This window comes from Fundidesulfovibrio terrae, from assembly GCF_022808915.1.
GTDB classification, from domain to species: domain Bacteria; phylum Desulfobacterota; class Desulfovibrionia; order Desulfovibrionales; family Desulfovibrionaceae; genus Fundidesulfovibrio; species Fundidesulfovibrio terrae.
Window position 1 is genome coordinate 1 of sequence record NZ_JAKZFS010000003.1, and the last position, 17,983, is coordinate 17,983.

14 protein-coding genes and 3 tRNA genes are annotated in these 17,983 nt (G+C 64.5%); 7 read left to right on the forward strand and 10 right to left on the reverse strand.

The window, feature by feature from the left end; translation table 11 throughout:
- Positions 1-151: 151 nt before the first annotated feature.
- The 9 genes from ML540_RS10805 to dksA form a co-directional block, all read right to left on the reverse strand.
- The gene (locus tag ML540_RS10805) at positions 152-1,345 is read right to left on the reverse strand and encodes an argininosuccinate synthase (RefSeq protein WP_243360887.1); all 1,194 of its coding nucleotides are present in this window, start codon (positions 1,343-1,345) and stop codon (positions 152-154) included.
- Between the two features lies 1 nt (position 1,346).
- The gene (argF, locus tag ML540_RS10810; RefSeq protein WP_243360889.1) at positions 1,347-2,285 is read right to left on the reverse strand and encodes an ornithine carbamoyltransferase; all 939 of its coding nucleotides are present in this window, start codon (positions 2,283-2,285) and stop codon (positions 1,347-1,349) included.
- Between the two features lie 69 nt (positions 2,286-2,354).
- Positions 2,355-2,774: an rRNA maturation RNase YbeY gene (ybeY, locus tag ML540_RS10815; RefSeq protein ID WP_243360892.1), complete on the reverse strand. Its 420-nt coding sequence runs from the start codon at positions 2,772-2,774 to the stop codon at positions 2,355-2,357.
- Positions 2,775-2,954: 180 nt separating this feature from the next.
- Positions 2,955-3,293 carry a carboxymuconolactone decarboxylase family protein gene (locus ML540_RS10820; protein ID WP_243360894.1) on the reverse strand — a complete coding sequence of 113 codons (339 nt, stop codon included), beginning with the start codon at positions 3,291-3,293 and terminating at the stop codon, positions 2,955-2,957.
- A 143-nt stretch (positions 3,294-3,436) separates the two neighbouring features.
- Positions 3,437-5,728: an HD family phosphohydrolase gene (locus ML540_RS10825; RefSeq protein ID WP_243360896.1), complete on the reverse strand. Its 2,292-nt coding sequence runs from the start codon at positions 5,726-5,728 to the stop codon at positions 3,437-3,439.
- Positions 5,694-6,677, reverse strand: coding sequence for a PhoH family protein (locus ML540_RS10830; RefSeq protein ID WP_243360898.1), 984 nt, complete (start codon positions 6,675-6,677; stop codon positions 5,694-5,696). The genes ML540_RS10825 and ML540_RS10830 overlap by 35 nt, the downstream gene beginning before the upstream one ends.
- Before the next feature lie 10 nt (positions 6,678-6,687).
- Positions 6,688-8,418 carry a methyl-accepting chemotaxis protein gene (locus ML540_RS10835; protein ID WP_243360900.1) on the reverse strand — a complete coding sequence of 577 codons (1,731 nt, stop codon included), beginning with the start codon at positions 8,416-8,418 and terminating at the stop codon, positions 6,688-6,690.
- A gap of 66 nt (positions 8,419-8,484) precedes the next feature.
- Positions 8,485-9,969, reverse strand: a complete 1,485-nt coding sequence (locus tag ML540_RS10840) for an NFACT RNA binding domain-containing protein (protein ID WP_243360904.1) — start codon at positions 9,967-9,969, stop codon at positions 8,485-8,487.
- Positions 9,970-9,989: 20 nt separating this feature from the next.
- On the reverse strand, positions 9,990-10,352 hold the full coding sequence (gene dksA / locus ML540_RS10845) for an RNA polymerase-binding protein DksA (RefSeq protein WP_243360906.1): 363 nt from the start codon (positions 10,350-10,352) through the stop codon (positions 9,990-9,992).
- A gap of 356 nt (positions 10,353-10,708) precedes the next feature.
- On the opposite strand from dksA, the gene ML540_RS10850 reads away from it, so the two are divergent.
- The 6 genes from ML540_RS10850 (at position 10,709) to ML540_RS10875 (ending at position 14,138) form a co-directional block, all read left to right on the forward strand.
- Positions 10,709-10,783, forward strand: a tRNA-Gly gene (locus ML540_RS10850).
- Between the two features lie 88 nt (positions 10,784-10,871).
- Positions 10,872-10,946, forward strand: a tRNA-Cys gene (locus tag ML540_RS10855).
- 5 nt (positions 10,947-10,951) lie between these two features.
- Positions 10,952-11,026, forward strand: a tRNA-Gly gene (locus ML540_RS10860).
- Positions 11,027-11,117: 91 nt separating this feature from the next.
- Positions 11,118-11,858, forward strand: coding sequence for a class I SAM-dependent methyltransferase (locus ML540_RS10865; RefSeq protein ID WP_243360908.1), 741 nt, complete (start codon positions 11,118-11,120; stop codon positions 11,856-11,858).
- Complete coding sequence (locus ML540_RS10870; RefSeq protein ID WP_243360909.1) at positions 11,851-13,575, forward strand: YcaO-like family protein; 1,725 nt, start codon at positions 11,851-11,853, stop codon at positions 13,573-13,575. The genes ML540_RS10865 and ML540_RS10870 overlap by 8 nt, the downstream gene beginning before the upstream one ends.
- 245 nt (positions 13,576-13,820) lie before the next feature.
- Positions 13,821-14,138 (forward strand): TusE/DsrC/DsvC family sulfur relay protein, encoded by a 318-nt coding sequence (locus ML540_RS10875; RefSeq protein ID WP_243360911.1) that lies wholly within the window; start codon positions 13,821-13,823, stop codon positions 14,136-14,138.
- A 93-nt stretch (positions 14,139-14,231) separates the two neighbouring features.
- Here the strand turns inward: ML540_RS10875 and ML540_RS10880 are convergent, their stop codons facing one another.
- Positions 14,232-16,982 (reverse strand): tetratricopeptide repeat protein, encoded by a 2,751-nt coding sequence (locus tag ML540_RS10880; protein ID WP_243360913.1) that lies wholly within the window; start codon positions 16,980-16,982, stop codon positions 14,232-14,234.
- 233 nt (positions 16,983-17,215) lie between these two features.
- Here ML540_RS10880 and ML540_RS10885 point away from each other — a divergent pair, with 233 nt between their 5' ends.
- On the forward strand, positions 17,216-17,956 hold the full coding sequence (locus ML540_RS10885; protein ID WP_243360915.1) for a UPF0280 family protein: 741 nt from the start codon (positions 17,216-17,218) through the stop codon (positions 17,954-17,956).
- Positions 17,957-17,983: the final 27 nt, after the last annotated feature.

Sequence of the window (17,983 nt, forward strand, 5' to 3'; positions counted from 1 at the left end):
ACTCTCTTTCAAAAACTTTTACGGAGCTTCGCGTCGATCATCGGTAACACCGATGATCGACGCGAAGCAAATTGCAGGGTTCAGGGGGATCATCCCCCTGGCGGGTCAAGGGCAGAGCCCTTGCGGGGTGCGGGGCGGAGCCCCGCCTCGCTTACATCTTCTTGTAACCGCGCAGCCGCAGGCCCTGGAGTCTTATGAAGCCGGTGGCGTCGGACTGGTCATAGACCGAGTCCTCCTCGAAAGTCACCAGCTCGGTGTTGTAGAGGCTGTTGGGCGACTTGCGTCCCACGGGGGTGGCCTGACCCTTGTAGAGCTTCACGCGCACGACGCCGCTGACGCGCTCCTGGCTCTTGTCCACCAGGGCCTGGAGAGCCTCGCGTTCGGGGGCGAACCAGAATCCGTAGTAGACCATCTCGGCGTAGCGCGGGATGAGCGAGTCGCGCAGGTGCATGACCTCGCGGTCCAGGGTGATGCCTTCCAGGTCGCGGTGGGCGGCGTGGATGATGGTGCAGCCCGGGGTCTCGTAGACGCCGCGCGACTTCATGCCCACGAAGCGGTTCTCCACCATGTCCAGGCGGCCCACGCCGTGCTTGCCGCCGAGGCGGTTCAGCTCGCGGATGATGGCCGCCGGGGTCAGGTTGATGCCGTTTATGGCGATGGGGTTGCCCTTGTCGAACTCGAGCTCGATGTATTCGGGCTCGTTGGGGGCGTCCTCGGGCTTCACGCAGAGCAGGTAGCTGTGCGGTCCGGGTTCGTTCCAGGGGGCTTCCAGCTCGCCGCCCTCGAAGGAGAGGTGCATGAGGTTGCGGTCGCAGCTGTAGGGCTTTTCCTTGGTGACGGGCACGGGGATGCCGTTGTCCTTGGCGAAGGCCATGAGGTCGGCGCGGCCCTTGAAGTCCCATTCGCGCCAGGGGGCGATGGTTTTCAGCTGCGGGGCCAGGGCCATGGCGGCCAGTTCGAAGCGCACCTGGTCGTTGCCCTTGCCGGTGGCGCCGTGGGACACGGCCTGGGCGCCCTCCTTCAGGGCGATCTCCACCATGCGCTTGGCGATGAGCGGCCGGGCGATGGAGGTGCCCAGCAGGTAGCGGCCCTCGTACACGGCTCCGGCGCGCAGCACCGGGAAGACGAAGTCGGAGGCGAACTCCTCGCGCAGGTCGTCGATGTAGGCCTTGGTGGCTCCGGTGTTGCGGGCCTTCTCTTCCAGGCCGTCGAGCTCTTCTTCCTGGCCCAGATCGGCGGTCATGGTGATGACCTCGCACTGGTAGGTCTTCTTGATCCACTTGAGGATGACGGACGTGTCCAGGCCGCCGGAATAGGCCAGGACCACTTTCTTGATGCTGCTCATGCTAAATCTCCGCGAGAGTGTAGGGAACGGTGTCGTACTGGGGGGTGTAGACCCACTCCAGGATGGCCTTCTGAATATGCAGGCGGTTCTCGGCCTGGTCCCAGACGATGGAGGCTTCGGACTCGAAGACCTCGGTGGTCACTTCCTCGCCCTGGTGGGCGGGCAGGCAGTGCATGAATTTCGCGTTGGGGGCGGCCAGGGCCATGGCCTTGGCGTTCACCTGGTAGTCCTTGAACACCTTGATGCGCTCGCCCGCCTCGCCTTCCTGGCCCATGGACGCCCACACGTCGGTGTTGACGAAATGCGCCCCGGCGATGGCCTCCATGGGATCCTTGACCAGCTTGATCTTGGCCCTCTTGGCCAGGGCGGCGTCCAGGATGCCCTTGTCCGGCAGGTAGCCCTCGGGGCAGGCCAGAACCAGCTCGAAGGGGAAATAGGTGGCCGAGTTGATCCAGGAATGGGCCATGTTGTTGCCGTCACCGATCCAGGCCACCTTGGTCTTCTCCAGGTCCGCGCCCTGCTCCGTCATGGTCATCACGTCGCCCATGACCTGGCAGGGATGGAAGTCGTCAGAAAGGGCGTTGACGATGGGGATGGAGGTCTTGGCCCACATGCGCGTGAGTTTGGAGTGCTCGAAGGTGCGCATGACCACGCCGTCCACGTAGCGCGAGAGCACGCGGATGGTGTCCTCGACGGGTTCTGCGCGCCCGAGCTGGGAGTCGTTCTGGGTCATGTAGATGGTCGAGCCGCCCAGATGGCGCACCGCCATCTCGAAGGACACGCGGGTGCGGGTGGAGGCCTTCTCGAATATCAGCGCCAGGGTGCGGCCCTCGAGCAGGTCCGAACGAAACTTGATGCGCTTCATCTCGATGGCCCGGGCCACCACGGCGTGGGCCTCGGCGCGGGTCATGTCATGGATTTCAAGGAATCTTTTGAGCATATGGGCCTCCACTGGAATCGCTTCGGAAAAGAAATCGGATAGCGCCTGAAAAGCCCATTGTAAAGCGGATTACGCCACGCTTTCTACCGCCATGTCAGTCATCTCCTCCATCACCTGACCGTGGTCGTATCCGGCCAGGTGCAGGAGGCCGTGGGCCAGCAGGCGAACCAGATGCCCGGCGGGATCCTGGCCGTAGAGCACGGCTTCGCGCGTAAGGGTGTCGACGGAGAGGGCGATCTCGCCCAGGTAGTCCGGGCGCTCGTCATCCTCGGCCGGAAAGGACAAGACGTTGGTGGGGCCGGGCAAGCCCAGGAATTCGAGGTTCAGGCGTGCGATCTCGGCGTCGTCCACCATGCGGACCTCGACCGACGCCCCGGCAAGGCCAAGGACGTCCAGAAGACGGGCGACGAGCGGCGCGAGCTCGCTTTTCGAGAGCGGCAGGGAGGGATTAAGCGCCGCGCCCGGCTCGATCCAGAGAGAAGAAGACATAAGATTTAAGATGCCTCCGGCGGCCAAAGGAACTTCGTTCCTTTGGAATCCCGTGTAGCTTCGCGTCGATCGATGCGAGATTGTTTGAAAACAGGCAGGAAGCGCGTCCTTGCGCGCTGCCTGCCTATTAAATATGCCGCCTGGGTCGGCGGTCCGTCGGGACGCCCCAGGCCGCGCCCCTTATTTCAAGGTGTCGAAGGCTTCCAGGGCGTGCGAGGAATAGACGAATGCCGCGCCAGCGTTGAGTCCGACGGCCACTCCCAGGGCTTCCAGCAGTTCCTGGCGGGTGGCTCCGGCGGCAACGGCGGCCTTGACGTGCACGGCGATGCAGGTGTCGCAACGAGTGGTGGAGGCGACGGCGACGGCGATGAGCTCCCTGGTCTTGGCGTCCAGGGCGCCGTGGGCGGCGCCGGCCTCGTCCAGAGCCTTTATCCCATCCATGATCTTGGGGTTGCCCTTGGCCAGTTCACCAAACGCCTTCATGGCGCTCTGAAGCAGGTTTTGCCAATCGACAAGCATGCTTTCCTCCTGGGTATGGCGCTCAACGGGCAACGCCGTTTCGGGCAACTCAGGCAACACCCCCGATCCCGCTCATGAATCCCGCAACACGATATGGTGTCCAGAGGGCAAAGCCCTTTGGCGGGTGCAGGGCGGCGCCCCGGCTACGCGGCGTTCTCCGTGGACGGCAGAGCCTTGACGCCGTTTTCCTTGGGCTTCTCCCGGCCCCTGTCGCTCGGGTATTCGATGCGATGGTGGAATATGCCGGTAAGAATCCGGTGGAAAGTCTCGGAAGCCTGGGTGAGGTCGCGCAGAGTCAGCTCGGAGCCGTCCAGCTCGCCCTCGTTGTAGAGCTTGCGCATGATGGACTGGATGTGCCCCTTGATGCGGCTGGACGTGGGGTCCACCAGGGTGCGGCTGGAGGCCTCGATGGCGTCGGCCAGCATGATGATGCCCGCTTCCTTGGTCTGGGGCTTGGGGCCGGGGTAGCGGAACTCGTCCTCGCGCACGGGTTCTTCGCCCTTGGCCTCGGCCTGCTCCTGGGCCTTGTGGTAGAAGTAGGTGATGAGCGTCATGCCGTGATGCTGGCCGATCAGGTCGCAGATTTCGTCGCCAAGCTTGTGCTCGCGGGCCAGCTCCACGCCCTTCTTGACGTGCGAGATGAGGATCAGCGCGCTCATGGAAGGCGAGAGCTTGTCGTGCTTGTTTTCCTTCCCGTACTGGTTCTCGATGAAATACTGCGGATTCTTGAGCTTGCCGATGTCGTGGTACAGCGCCGCGACCTTGGCCAGCAGGGCGTTGGCTCCGATGGCGCGGGCGGCGGCCTCCACCATGTTGGCCACGATGATGGAATGGTGGTAGGTGCCGGGCGCGGTGACCATGAGGTCCTGCAGCAGCGGCTGTTCAAGGCTCATGAGCTCCATGAGCCGGAAGCGCGAGGTGTAGCCGAAGACCATCTCCAGGATGGGGCTCAGGCCCAGCACAAGAAGCAGGGAGAATACGGCGTTGAACGCCGCGTGGACTCCGCCCGCCCAGTTGATCTCGCCCCCGGCGTCCTGCACCAGCATGATACCGAACCAGGAGACGATGCACAGCGCGGCCAGGGGCAGGATGGAGCGCAGCACGTCCTGCCGGGTTTCGCAGTTGCGGATGATGGAGGCGTACACGAAGCCGCCCAGCAGGTAGTAGCTGAAGAGGTAGAGGTTGCCGCCAACCTCGTTGGTCACGAGGTAGGAGATGAGCAACACCGCGAAGGAGCACAGGGTCGGGGACAGGAACATGGCCAGCACGCCCGCGGCTCCGGCGATGGGCAGGCCGAAGGCCATCTGCCCGGTGCGCAAAAAAACCGGGATGTGGGCTTCGGAGAGCCGGGCCAGCTCCACGAACTTGGCCAGCACGACGAGAAACGCCGTGGTGATGGCCAGGGCCAGCCAGTCGCGGTTGCTCACGCCGCGGATGCCCGCCGATTTCTTGCCTTGCGACAGGTGCAGGAGCACGAAGAAGAGGCTTGAGAGCAGGAACGTGCCGGGGATGGCGAAGGGTTTGAGCGAGCTGGTGCGGTGGGCGTAAAGGGTCTGGAGCTTGGTCTGCTGCTCGGGCGTGACGCGCTCGCCCTGGCGGACCACGATCTCTCCCTTGTAGATGTTGGAGTAGACGGGCTCCATGGCGCTTATGATCTCGCGCTTGCGGGCCTGCGTGGTCTCCTGATTGAAAACCAGGTTGGGCTGCAGGAAGGGTCCGGCCACGGTGAAGATGGCCTTGCGAATCTTGATGGTGCGCTTGAGGTCGCGGCGCAGGAGCTGGTCCAGGTCGTCCTTGAGGCGTTCCAGGTCCACCATGCCGGGCCCGTCGAGATACAGGGTCTCCATGCCGGAGGGCAGTTCGCGCAGGAGGATGCCCTGCCGGTAGGACGAGAACACCCCGGGATGCGCGGCCACGCCCTTGGCGTAGGCTTCCTTGAGCCAGGGCAGCACCTGCAGGAGCACGAGATCCTGGAAGTCCTGGGAACGCCAGAGGGATATCATATCCCGACTGATCTCGACGTTCAGGTCCTCGGAAATGGAGGCGCGCATCTTATCCAGCTCGTCGTCGGGCCTTTTGACCTGGGCGAGAATGTCGGTGACGTGCTTCCTGATGGACTCGTAGGGATCGGGATTCAGGTCGAAGACGGGGGGCTGGTTCTCGGCCACCTGTTCGCGCTTGCGGATGGTGGCTTCGCGGTCCTCGTAGCGCAGGTTCTGGTCCGCGGTGACGTCCTGGGACGCGATTTCGCCGGCCAGGAACACCTTGACCGGCGATTCGAAGTGCACTGCGGAAAGGATGCTGGCTCCCAGGATGACTCCCAGGAACACGCCCAGACCCCAGGTGAAGTTCTGGCACGCCTGACCCGGCTGGCAGGGTGCAGCCGGTTTGGCAGGCAGGTTATTTCGTTTCAGACGGCTGAGTATGCCGCTCATAGGCTTGTACGATCCGGCCCACCAGCGGGTGGCGGATGACGTCCTCCTCGTTGAAGTAAACGAACTCCAGGCCGGGTACGCCGGTCAGGATGGTCCGGGCCTCTATGAGTCCCGACGGCGCGCCGCGGGGCAGGTCGACCTGGGTCACGTCGCCGGTGACAACCGCTTTGGACCCGAAGCCAAGCCGCGTCAAGAACATCTTCATCTGTTCGGGCGTGGTGTTCTGGGCCTCGTCCAGGATGATGAAGGCGTCGTTCAATGTCCGGCCGCGCATGAAGGCCAGGGGGGCCACCTCGATGACGCCCTCGGCGAGCATTTCGGTCACGCGCTGGAAGTCCAGCATGTCGTGCAGGGCATCGTAGAGGGGGCGCAGGTAGGGATTGACCTTCTCCATGAGGTCGCCGGGCAGAAAGCCCAGCTTCTCGCCAGCCTCCACTGCGGGGCGGGTCAGCACCAGGCGTTTCACTCTCCGGGCCAGCAGGTCGGCCACGGCCATGGCCACGGCCAGATAGGTCTTGCCGGTACCGGCCGGCCCCACGCCGAAAACCAAGTCGCTGGCCCGGATGGCCCCCAGGTAGTCGCGCTGGGTGGCGGTGCGGGGGGTGATGGTCTTCTTAGGCGAGACGATGAAGGATTTTTCCTCGAAGAGCTTGCACAGCCCCGAGCCGGGAGCCTTGGCCAGGTGCGCCAGGGCCGGTTCGATGTCGCGCGGGGAGACCGGGACCCCCCTCTTGAGCATGCCATACAGCGAGACCATGGCCTCGGCCACCTGGTCCAGCACCTCGATCGATTCGCCGCGCAGGGTCAGCACGGAGCCGCGCGAATCGGCGCGCACGCCGGTCTTTTCGGCCACGAAGGCCAGGTTGGCGTTGTGGACCCCGAAGAGATCCCGGGCCAGGCCGGCGTCGTCGAATTCGAGTCTGCGTTCCAGACAGGTATTTTTTGCCATCCGATGGTGCTCAGTGGAGCTTCACGTCCAGGCCCAGCACGCCGAGCACCTTGCCGTTGCCGTCCTCGATGGGCCGGCTGACGGTGATGCACGGCTCCTGGGAAGCCGAGGAGACGTAAACCTCCGAAATAAAGATATCCTTGCTCTTCATGGCCCCGGTGAACCAGGGGCGCGAACTCCAGTCCTTGCCGAATCCCGTGCCGTCGTACTGGGCGGCGAAACCGGCCTGGGGGATGTTGCTCACCACCTGGCGTCCGTCGGTTCCGGTGATGTAGGCCAGCTCCAGGTACGCGTTCTGCGCCATGGCCTGCTTGAGCCCGGACTCCATGCGCTGGCGGTCCATGGAGGCCAGGTCGGCGGAGCGGGCCATGGTCTCGATGAGCTCCTGCACGGTCCCCTGCCCGAGCAGGGTAAACACGCAGTTCAAATTGGCAAGCGCGCGCACCTGCTCGATGAGCGTATCGAGTCCTTGCTCGCATCGGGTCATGCCGTCAAGGGTGTCGGAGGAGGTTTCGCTCACGGTGTTCACGGTTCGCCCGATGTGGGTGCTGGCGGCGGACTGCTGTTCGGCGGCCGTGGCGATGGAGCGCACCTGGTCGGCCGTGGCCTCCACGATGGAGACGATCTCGCCCAGAGCCTCGCCGGACTGGCGGGCCTGTCCCGTGGCCATCTCCACCTCGGAGGCGGCGTGCTCCATTCCCGTGACCGCCCCGCGCGCCCCTGTCTGGATGGCGTCGATCACCTCGCCCACCTCGCGGGTGGCGGCCATGGTCTTCTCGGCCAGTTTTCGCACCTCGTCGGCCACCACCGCGAACCCGCGTCCGGCCTCACCGGCGCGGGCGGCCTCGATGGCAGCGTTCAAGGCCAGCAGGTTGGTCTGGTCGGCGATGTCGGAAATGACGGTCATGATGCGTCCGATGGACTGCGCCCGTCCGCCCAGTTCCTCCACCACTCCCTTGAGTTCCATGGTGCGGTTGTAGGCCCCGGTGATGGAGGAAAGCACCCCTTCCACCACCCGCGCGCCGTGCTCGGCCCGATCGCGGGCGCGCTCGGCCAGCTCGGCCGCGCCGGAGGCGTTGCGGGCGGCCTCCATGACGGCCTGGTCCAGCTGCTCCACGGCGGCGGCGGCCTGGATGACCATCTCGGCCTGGCCGCGCGCGCCGCTGGCCGTCTTGTCCACTTCGGAAGAAAGGCGTCCGGCCACGTCCTGGATTTCGCCCACAACCTTCCTAAGGGTGCCGGAGGCGCCGGCCATGCCCTGGCGACGCGAGTTCTCGGCGCGCAGCCTGGCCTCGGCGGCCTGGTCCATGGCCAGCCTGCACTGTCCGGCGCTATCGATGGCCTGGGCCTCATGCTCGGCGGCCTTCTCGAAAAGCTCGCGCACCTTGCCGAGCAGGGTGTTCACCTCGCTGCCGATGCGCTCCAGCTCGTCCGAACCGGAGGATTCGTAACGCGCGGAGAGATCGCCCTTTTCGGCGCGGTCCAGGACGGTAAGGATGCGGTTGACCCGGCCGGTCATGCCGAGCCCGGTCAAGGCCCCGGCGGCCACGGCCAGCATGGCGGCGGCCGCGCCGGTCCACAGCAGGATCGAACGCAACGAGGCCACGGCCTGAAGCGTCGCGGGGGACTGCGCGGCGGTTTCCAGCGCGGTGGAGGAAGCGAGCCAGGCCGGGAGCCAAACGGCCAGGATGAGGATGACGGAGAAAAGGGAAAGAGCCTGCATCTTCTGTTTGAGGGACATGACAAATTACCTCTATTGTAAAATTGCAGGCAGGTCCGGCAGTACTAATTTCCGGGCGGAGAAGAGTCAAGAGTCCATGCGCAGGCGGTCTTCCAGGGAGGGGTCGAGGTCCACGAGCAGGGTCTTGGCGCTGTCCAGGCGGACCTGGCCCAGGGCCGCGCCCTTCATCTTGCGCACCTCCCGGGCCTGGGCATAGAGCACGTTGGCCTTAGAGTCGCCCGCGCGCCAGCTGGAGAGCCCCGCCAGGATGGCCGCCTGGACCAGCGTGGATTCCGGAATATCCTGGCCGGGATGGTCGCGCTTGACGATGACGTGGGCTCCCGGTCCTCCCTCAGCGTGGAGCCAGTAATCGAAGGGACTGGCCAGTTCGGAGAGTAGCTTGTGGTTGGCGGCGCTGTTCTTGCCGCGCAGGATGACGAACCCGTCGCTGGAGCGAAAGCGGTGCAGGGGAATGGCCGATCCCCGGCCGTACGGGACTGGCTTGGCGGGCTTGGCCGAACCTTGCGCCTGCCTAGGCCGGACCGGTGCGGGCAGGCCGTCCTCGGCTTCGCGGCGCAAGCGCTCCACGTGCAGCTGCCCTCGCCTGCCCTTGGCGGCCTTGCGGAAGAACCGCTCCATGTTTTCCAGAATTGTCAACGAAGGATCAAGGGGCACGGCCATGGGGCCGTGCTCGGGGTGGGAAAGCTCCAGCGGGCCGGACTTGGCCTTGGGGTCCAGAGCGGAAAGGTTGGCGGCCACCGCCTCGCCGTAAAGATGCTGGGCGGCCAGGCCCTCCAGCCTGCGCTGGTCCTGATCCAAAGCCGAGAGGCGCTTCTTCCTGCGGACCTCCGCCCGCTTCGGCTCCTCGCCGGGAGGGGCCAGGGCGGCGAAATAGGCCGTGCGGCCATAGGCCAGGGCGGCCTCCAGAGCGTTCTTGAAACGCACCGATTCCCGGCCGGGAAGCCAGGGCAGCGGACCCTCCCCGGGCCGCGCCGCCTCTTTGCTTTCACCCAGGAAGAATCCGGCGGAACGACCGTCTAGAAACGCATCTAGAAACGCCTGCCGGTCCTCGGGATCTTCGCGCTCCAGGGCCCGGCGCAGGCTGCGCGGGCAGGCGGGGTCCTCCAACGCTTCCCGGGGAGAATCCCACCTGGGCTCAAGGGTGAAATCGTCCGGCAGGCTGTCGAGCACCACCGGGTCGTCCTCCATGGTCACGAACAGCCAGCGCCCTTCGCCCGGGGAAAGCTCAAGCGCCAGGCGCTTGCGGGGCCAGTCGAAGCGGCCGCCCACGACCTTGCGCCCGCGCAGGCGTTTGCGCAGCCACATTGCCTTGGCGGGCGGTTGCAGAGGATTGGCCGGCTTTTCAGGCGAAAGGAACAGGACGCCGTCGCGGGGATCGACCCGCGCCAGCAGGAATTTGCACTCCGGAGGGGAATCGTCGCGAAGACTCACGGGAGGCGTAAATACGAACGTCCAGAAGCCAGGGGCCGGACTGAAGACCGTATCGAAGCGGACGCCACCGAGGACGCGGATGAGTTCAGGCCCGAGATGCCTGAAAAAGGCGACGTCCATTTATTCTTTATAATGTAGGACTATTCGCCCCGCAAATCTTCGTCGGCCTCCTGGCGGGCCTTGCACTTGATGCACAGGGTCGTGACCGGGCGGGCCTTGAGCCTGGGCACGCTGATATCCTCGCCGCATTCCTCGCAGATGCCATAGGTGCCGTCCTCGATGCGCTCAAGGGCTTCCTGGATCTTGCGGATGAGCTTGCGCTCGCGGTCGCGCAGGCGAAGGGTGAAGGCACGGTCCGACTCGGCCGTGGCCCGGTCCGCCGGATCGGCGTAGACCTCAACCGTGTCGGTCATGTCTTCAATGGTCTCCTCGCCTTTCTTGAGGATGTCTTGAAGAGAATCGTTCAGATACTGCCGGAAGAAATCCAAATCTTTCTGTTCCATAGAGAGAACCTCCGGAGAACGCCTGACCCGAAGGGCGGCGAAGTGAGTCCCCTTAATGGATTTGCGGTCGGAGGTAAAGTGCCTGACCGACTGTGTTTACGCCGTGGACTCTTTTTTATGCGCCTTCCTAAATAAGAACTGATTAGGCTTTTGCAACTTCCCGGTCGCGATCGGGCACCGGAAGCGCCTTTTCGCACGCTCGAGGCCCCCTGCCCCCGGCGCAGCGCGTCCAAAAGACAAAAAATCATGCCGCCTATCTGCTCGAAAACTCATGTGAAACAGGAACTTAACGAATTATTTCCAACTTGGCGCTTGACATCCCGGCCTCGTCCATTTAGAAGCGCCTCTCACCACGAGCGGGAGTAACTCAGTGGTAGAGTGCAACCTTGCCAAGGTTGAAGTCGCGGGTTCAAATCCCGTCTCCCGCTCCACCTCCCCCTCGGGGGAATTTTTTTTGCTTCCCCGGAAGCTGTTGACAGTGAAGCCGAACTTCCCTAAATACAGCTTCCCTTTGAGCGAGGCGGCATAGCCAAGTGGTAAGGCAGAGGTCTGCAAAACCTCCATTCTCCGGTTCAAATCCGGATGCCGCCTCCAGTTTTGCGGGAGTAACTCAGTGGTAGAGTGCAACCTTGCCAAGGTTGAAGTCGCGGGTTCAAATCCCGTCTCCCGCTCCACCAGTCCAGCCAAGGCCGGCGCCTCAGAGCGTCCGGCCTTTTTCTTTTTCCGTCCGGCCGGCGCCGGACGCCACGCCAGGAGACGGACCCCATGACCCCTGATCCACGCATGTTGGAAGCCGCGCTGTCCCCCGCCACCACCCTGGACGACATCATGGCCCTGGCCGGATCCCGCTATCCGGTGGCCTTCGAGACCGTCTCCCTGGGGCAGATGGACATCGAACTCCTCCAGATCGCCGACCTTTCCGAATACATCGACAGGCTCGTGGAGACCGCCCCGGCTGGGCAGAAGATATCCCTGCCCTTCTGGGCCAAGCTCTGGCCCGCGTCGTTCCCGCTGGCCATGTTGATCTCGCGCCTCACCCCGGCCCCCGGCGGCCGCATGCTGGAGTTGGGCGCGGGGCTCGGCCTGTGCGGCCTGGCTGCGGCCAAGCGCGGATTCTCGGCCCTCATCACCGACATCGAGCCCGAGGCGCTCCTGTTCATCCGGGCGGCCATCCTGAAGAACGGCCTGGACGCCCAGGCCAGGCCAGGCGTCTTGGACATGACCGCTCCCGTGCTCGACGAGACCTTCGATGTCATCGCCGGGTCCGAGGCGCTCTATATGCCGCAGCTCCACGAGCCCCTGGCCGATTTCCTGGGCGGACACGCGACCACGGCTCCTGAAGCACAGGTGCTTCTCTCCTGCGACCAGTGCCGCGAGGCCGCGCCCTTCTTCGCGCGGGCCAGCCGGGATTTCCTCATCCAGCGTACCCAGTCCACCTGCCGTTCCGACGGCGGCGAATCACAAACCTGCGTGCTGTACCGCATGCGGAGACGTACCAATGCGTAAACTTCAAAGCACCCCCAAGGGCTACACGTCCGATTCCGACAAACTCTGCACTCCGGCCCAGACCGTGGCCCGGGTGAAGGCTCTTTTCGAAGGCCACGGCGGTATCCTGGCCGAACTGCGCCGCACCGACACCGGGCGCCTGGGCATCCCCGTCTATTTGAGCATCTGCGGCGCCCAGGCCCGGGGGGTGATGCCCACCCGCAAGCAGATGGGCAAGGGCGCGTCCCCGGCCCAGGCCGAGGCGTCGGCCTTGATGGAACTGGCCGAGCGCTTCAGCTATTTCAGCTTCTGGGCCGACGAGGACAACTTCGTCAGCGCCACTTGGTCCCAGGCGCAGGCTCTGTGGCCGGGCAAGGTCATTCCCATCGCCGAGATTCTCCAGTCCGTTCATGACACGCTCTCCGAGGAGCAGGCGCAAGCCCTCATGGACCTCATCCCGTGGCGTTTCTATCCCGCCACCCGGGTGCTGGACGGCGAAGAGGTCATGGTGCCCCTGGACTGGTTCAAGAAGCTCAACGAATTCAACGGATCATCCGCTGGAAACTGCCTGGAGGAGTCCATCCTCCAGGGGGCGTGCGAGCTGGTGGAGCGCCACGTGAGCGCCGTGGTGGACCGCGAGGAGCCCAAGCTCCCCACCATCCGCACCCATGGCTTCTCCGACCCCGTGCTGCGGGAACTGGTGGAAGCCTTCGAGCGCAATGGCATCAGGATCTGGCTCAAGGACTTCAGCCTGGACATGCCAGCGCCCACCGTGGGAGCCCTGGCCTACGACCCGTCCACGCTCGGCATCAAGAGCGAGATCGTCTTCACCGCTGGCACTGCAAGCTCGCCGCTCAAGGCCGCCGTGCGGGCCGTGACCGAGATCGCGCAGCTGGCCGGCGACTTCGAGACGGGCAGCAACTACGAGGCGTCGGGCCTGCGCAAGTTCACCCAGTTGGGAGAGACCTCCTGGGTGGCGGAAGGCCCGCAGACTGACCTGGAACGCCTACCGAGCCTGGAGCGCGCGGACATGCTCCATGAGATCGAGGCCCTGGCCTCGGGACTCAAGCAGAAGGGCTACACCCTCTATACGGTGGAGACTACCCAGCCCCAGCTCGGCATCTCCACCAACTACAACTTCGTTCCGGGCTTTTTGTTCCGGGAAAGAACCCCCCGGGCCAGCCTGGGCATGTTCGTGGGCCGCATGCTGGCCGAGGAGGCCCCCGAGGAACTGGCCGGCCCGGGACTGGGCATCCTGGCTGAAATCTGCGCCGGGGAGCCCTACCTGCCCTTCTTCCAGGGCCTGTACGCCCTGCGCATGGGGGAAATCGAGGAGGCCATGGCCCTCTTCGAGAAGGCCGAGCCGCTCCAGGCCGACCCCGAGGAAGAGGCCATGACGGTCTTCTACAGAGCCTACGGGCTCTCCAGGCTCGATCAATGGGACCAGGTGGAGGCGCTACTGGGCAAGGCCATCGACATGAGCCCCGAGGTCAAGGAATACTACAACCTCCGGGGCGTGGCCCGCTTCAAGGCGGGCAGGTACGCCGACGCCGCGGCCGACTTCGAGGCGGCCCTGGCCCTGGACTCCGGTTCGGCCATGGACCTGGCCAACCTGGGACTTTGCCATAAGTTCCTAGGTCATGCGGACGCCGCGGCGGATTTCCTGGGCAAGGCCCTGGAGATGGACCCCGGCCTGGATTTCGCACGGGAACACCTGGCGCAAATCCGACCTGAGTGATTCCTTAGCAAAATCATTTGACAACACTTGGAATTGGCCTTTAAGACGTCACGAATTCGGGTGGGGACCACGTAAGGACGCCCGAGCGCTCTCCGAGCGCAAGGGCATCGGGTAAAGGACCCTCGTTCTTACCTGGTGTTCCAAAACAGCGGAACGCTGTTTAAAAATGGTTTGGAGCCCTCTTACGAGGGTCCGGCAACTCTGGGCAACCGACTGATTGTTCACAACGCCAAGGAGGATGGAGAATGGCCACTGTTGAATTCAAGGGCAAAACCTTCGAGGTCGACGAGGACGGATTCCTGCAGCGCTTTGAGGACTGGAACCCCGACTGGGTCGAGTACGTTAAGGAGTCCGAGGGCATCAAGGAACTTTCCGACGAGCACAACAAGGTGATCGAGTTCCTGCAGGACTACTACAAGAAGAACGGCATCGCCCCCATGGTCCGCATCCTCTCGAAGGTGACCGGATACAAGCTGAAGCACATCTATGAGCTGTTCCCCTCCGGCCCCGGCAAGGGAGCTTGTAAGATGGCCGGCCTGCCCAAGCCCACCGGCTGCGTGTAGTCCGTACCGCGCTTACGAAAGCGAAGCGGGGTTCCGAAAGGAACCCCGCTTTTTTTATTCCTGAACGTACAGGCGGTTTACCGGGCTCGGCGCCTATTTGCCCTTGCCCTTTCCCGCCGCGGGTTTGCCTCCGCCGGCCTTGGCCGGGACGGCCGCGCCCTTGCCGCTCGGCAACGCCTTGGGCGCGGGCTTGCCCTTTGCTGCCTTGGCCCCTCTTTTTGCGGCCTTGTCTTCCTCTTCCTTGAAGAGTTCCGCCCGGCGCTTCTCGAAGCTCACGGCGGTCTTGATGGCCGCCGCGGCCATGGCCACGATGCTCACGATGATCACCAGCCCCTTCTGCACCTGCCACTTCTGCCCCTCCAGGAGACCGGCCAGCCAGAACTGCCCCGTCTTCTGGGAGATGAAGATGAGTCCGGGAACCGCGATGAGCGACAAGGCCAGTCCGACCAGCTCGATCCACATGAAGCTCTTGCCCAGAAGCAGAACGAAAAGCGTGGCGTCGCGCACGATGCGAAGCGTCACCAGCCTGGCCCGCAGCAGGGTGATGGTGGCCTCGATTTCCTCGACATAGTCCTGGCTCTTGCGGAAATTCGTGGCCACCTGCAGGGACGAGGTGCGCATCCAGTTCAGCTTGGACGCGCATGAGTTGAAATCCTTGTTGAATTCGCGCAGAAGCTTGCCGAAGGGGAACCAGGCCGCTTCGTGGTGGATGTTCTTGAGCTCCTCATGAAGGTTCTTGAGCCGATGATCGATGGAGATGATCCCCTTCTCCACGGTCTGGTGCAGCTCCTTCTGCATGCCGTCGTACGCCTGGGCCAGGCGGTTGAAGCAGACGTAATTGTTGATCTTGGCCAGCTCGTCCAGGACCTTGGCATCCTCGAGGGCCTTTTTCAGGAATGGGTGGTCTTCCTTGAACCAGCTTTTGAGGTTCGCGGGCAGCCCGGGGAGGTGGGCGGCCTTTTCGTCCCGGAGGGCCATGGCCTCGCTCCAGGGCTTCCAGAGCGCGGAGAGAAGGTAGACCCGGCCGCGTTCCACCTCGGGGTCCAGGAGGACGCGGTTGAAGATGTTGGGATCGGAGCGCAAGAGGTCCATGAATTCGTGCAGCCCCTGGCTGGTGAAGCCCATCTTCACCATGCACACGCCCTGGCGGTACACGGGATCGGCCCAACGAGGGCACTCCGACCGGACCTGATGGTAGAACCCCACGGCCTTCTGGAACTCGCCCTGGACCTCCATGGCCCGCCCCTCAAGGTAGGCCAGCCAGCCTCGTTGCAAGGGGGTGAAGGCGCTGCGGGCCGCCTCCTGCCAGAAGTAGGCGCTGCGGCTCCAGTCGCCCTCCTCCATGGCCAGAAACCCCTGGATCGACCGTGGCTGGAATCCCCGTCCGTATTTGGCCAGCCCCTGGGTGATCTCGCGCTCGAACCCCTCCTCGTCCCGGTTCCTGAGCATGTCCAGGGCGCCCCAGAGATAATCGCCGTCGTCGGCAGCCCCCACATCGTTGAACCCGCCGGGCAGGTCCTTGCCCTTGCTGCGCCAGATGAGGCTTAAGCACCTGAGCTGCCCCGGAAAGGAGATCTCGAACAACGAGCGAAGCATGAGCCCCTGGATGTTCTGGCTGTCCATGATGCGCGCGAGCGCGGAGGGATCCGCCTGGGCCAGTTCCCGATTGAGGACCAGTCCGGCCTCGTCGAGCTTGCCCATGTCCACCAGCCCCAGGTCGTCCCATACCGCGGTGCGCCGTTCCGGGATCAACCTCGTGGGGCACTCGCGCGGCAGGTGGCTGGAAAGGCCGCAGTAGAAGCAGGGAGGATTGGTCCCGGCCACGAGGTTGGTGGGGAGCTTGAAGGGCAGCTCGCCCTGGACTTCCTCGGCCTCCTCATCGGGGGAGAGGGATATGTGGCACCAGCTCTCGATGGTCAGGCTGCTGGAGGAGTGGCGCACGTCGTTGATCCGGAAGCCCTTGCCCAGGTAGAGCGCGGACTTGAAGCTCATGTGCGGGTAGTCCGGGGCCAGCTGCTTCCAGTCGAGATTGATCTTCTTGGGGAGATCCTTGTTGAGGTGAAACCCCTTCTTGAACACGCAGGCCATGACGCACGGCCAGTACTTCTTCCCCGAGTCGCCCTGCTTGAGGTTTCCCTCGAGCTTCAGGAGTTCGCGGCTGACGTTGCGCAACGCCTTGACGTTGTCCAGGCCGAAGATGAGAAAACCCTCGTGAGAGAGGTACTTGATGGCCAGGCGCTCGAGCAGGGCCTGGAGTTCGGAAAAAATGGCCCGCCATCCCTCGGCGTCGTTCTTGTCCAGGGGATCGCCCAGGGGGCGCAGCATGAAATACCAGCCCAGCGGTGAATCGTGCCCCATGGTGGCGTCGACGCTCAAGAGCCCGAAACCCGCCGGAGACAAGCCGGGCATGGCCTGGGTGGGCTTGATTCCCAGTCCCGGCAGGGAGTCCAGCATGGTCTTGAACTGCGGGTGGACCAGGATTTCCAGGTCCTGGGCGGCTCCGGCCTCCTGGTGGGCGTACTCGTCGGCGCAGGCGAGCGAAACCTCATATTTGTAGCCTACCAGCAGAGAAGCGGGAAAGGCCTGGATGAAGATGGGCAGCCGGTTGACCCTGGCGTAGCCGGTGAGCCTCCCCAGCGCCTTGAACGCCTCGTCGCCGAAAAAGAACCACAGGGCCTGATTGCCGTCCTGGGCCTGCTGGAATCCGCCGAAGTCCGTGAATATCTGCCCCACCACCGGCGAGAGCGGGCCGTCCCAGACGAGCCACATGCCCACGCCCGACGTCACCAGCTTCGGCTGGGCGATTGGTTGGATCTGATCAATAAGCTGCGAGAGCTTGTACATGGGCGATTCGGTCCTGTTTCGATTGCTGAAGCGAGCCTGCGCTTCCGGCGCAAGCTATAATCGGCCGCAAGAGGCAAATCCATTAGGGTGCGCGGGGTCACCACCCGCCGCCGGCCGGGCCGCCGGGGAAGGGACCGGGGCCCTTGCCAGCCGGGGGAGGCTGATGGCACATTCGGGGTGCGGCGAAAGCACCAGGCTCCCGCCACTCTCCAACAGGCTTAAGCGAGCGACCCATGACCCATCTGGATTCCGACAGAGCCTATCGCGGGGCGCTCACCCCGGCCGAGGGCGAGACCTGCTTCACCGTGGTGGTGGAGGAGTCCGACCTCAGGATAACGGCCCGCCGGGACCTTTCCTGCGAGATCGTCCACTACCTGACATCGCTTCGCGGCGAACTCAAGAACTACATCCTGCTCCGCCCCGAATTCGCCACATCCCTGGTCCCCCTGTCCGAGGACGAAGCCGCTCCGGACCTGGCCCGGAAGATGCTCGAAGCCGCCCGATGCTGCCAGGTGGGCCCCATGGCCGCCGTGGCCGGAGCCGTGGCTCAGGCCGTGGCCGACCGCTTCGCGCCCGAATCGCCCGACATCCTGGTGGAAAACGGCGGGGACCTCTACCTGCACTCCACCCGGGAGCGCCTGGTGGCCCTGCTGGCCAAGCCCGTGCAGGGAGCCCGGCTGGCCCTGCGCCTCTCCCCGGAGGACTTCCCCACGGCTCTGTGCGGCTCCTCGGCCACCATCGGCCACTCCTTGTCCTTCGGCAGGGCGGATCTGGTGACGGTGAAGGCCCGGTCCGGGGCCCTGGCCGACGCGGCGGCCACGACCCTCGGAAACCTGGCCAGAAGCGGCGCGCACCTCCCCCTGGTGCTCGAGCGCGCCCAGGAGCTGGCGCGTTTCGGCGTCACGGGCGTGTTCGCCCAAGTGGACGACACCATTGGCGTGTGGGGCGACATGGAGCTCGCAGTGCTGGAATGACCCTGGAGCGCCGCGCGGCAGAAGTGC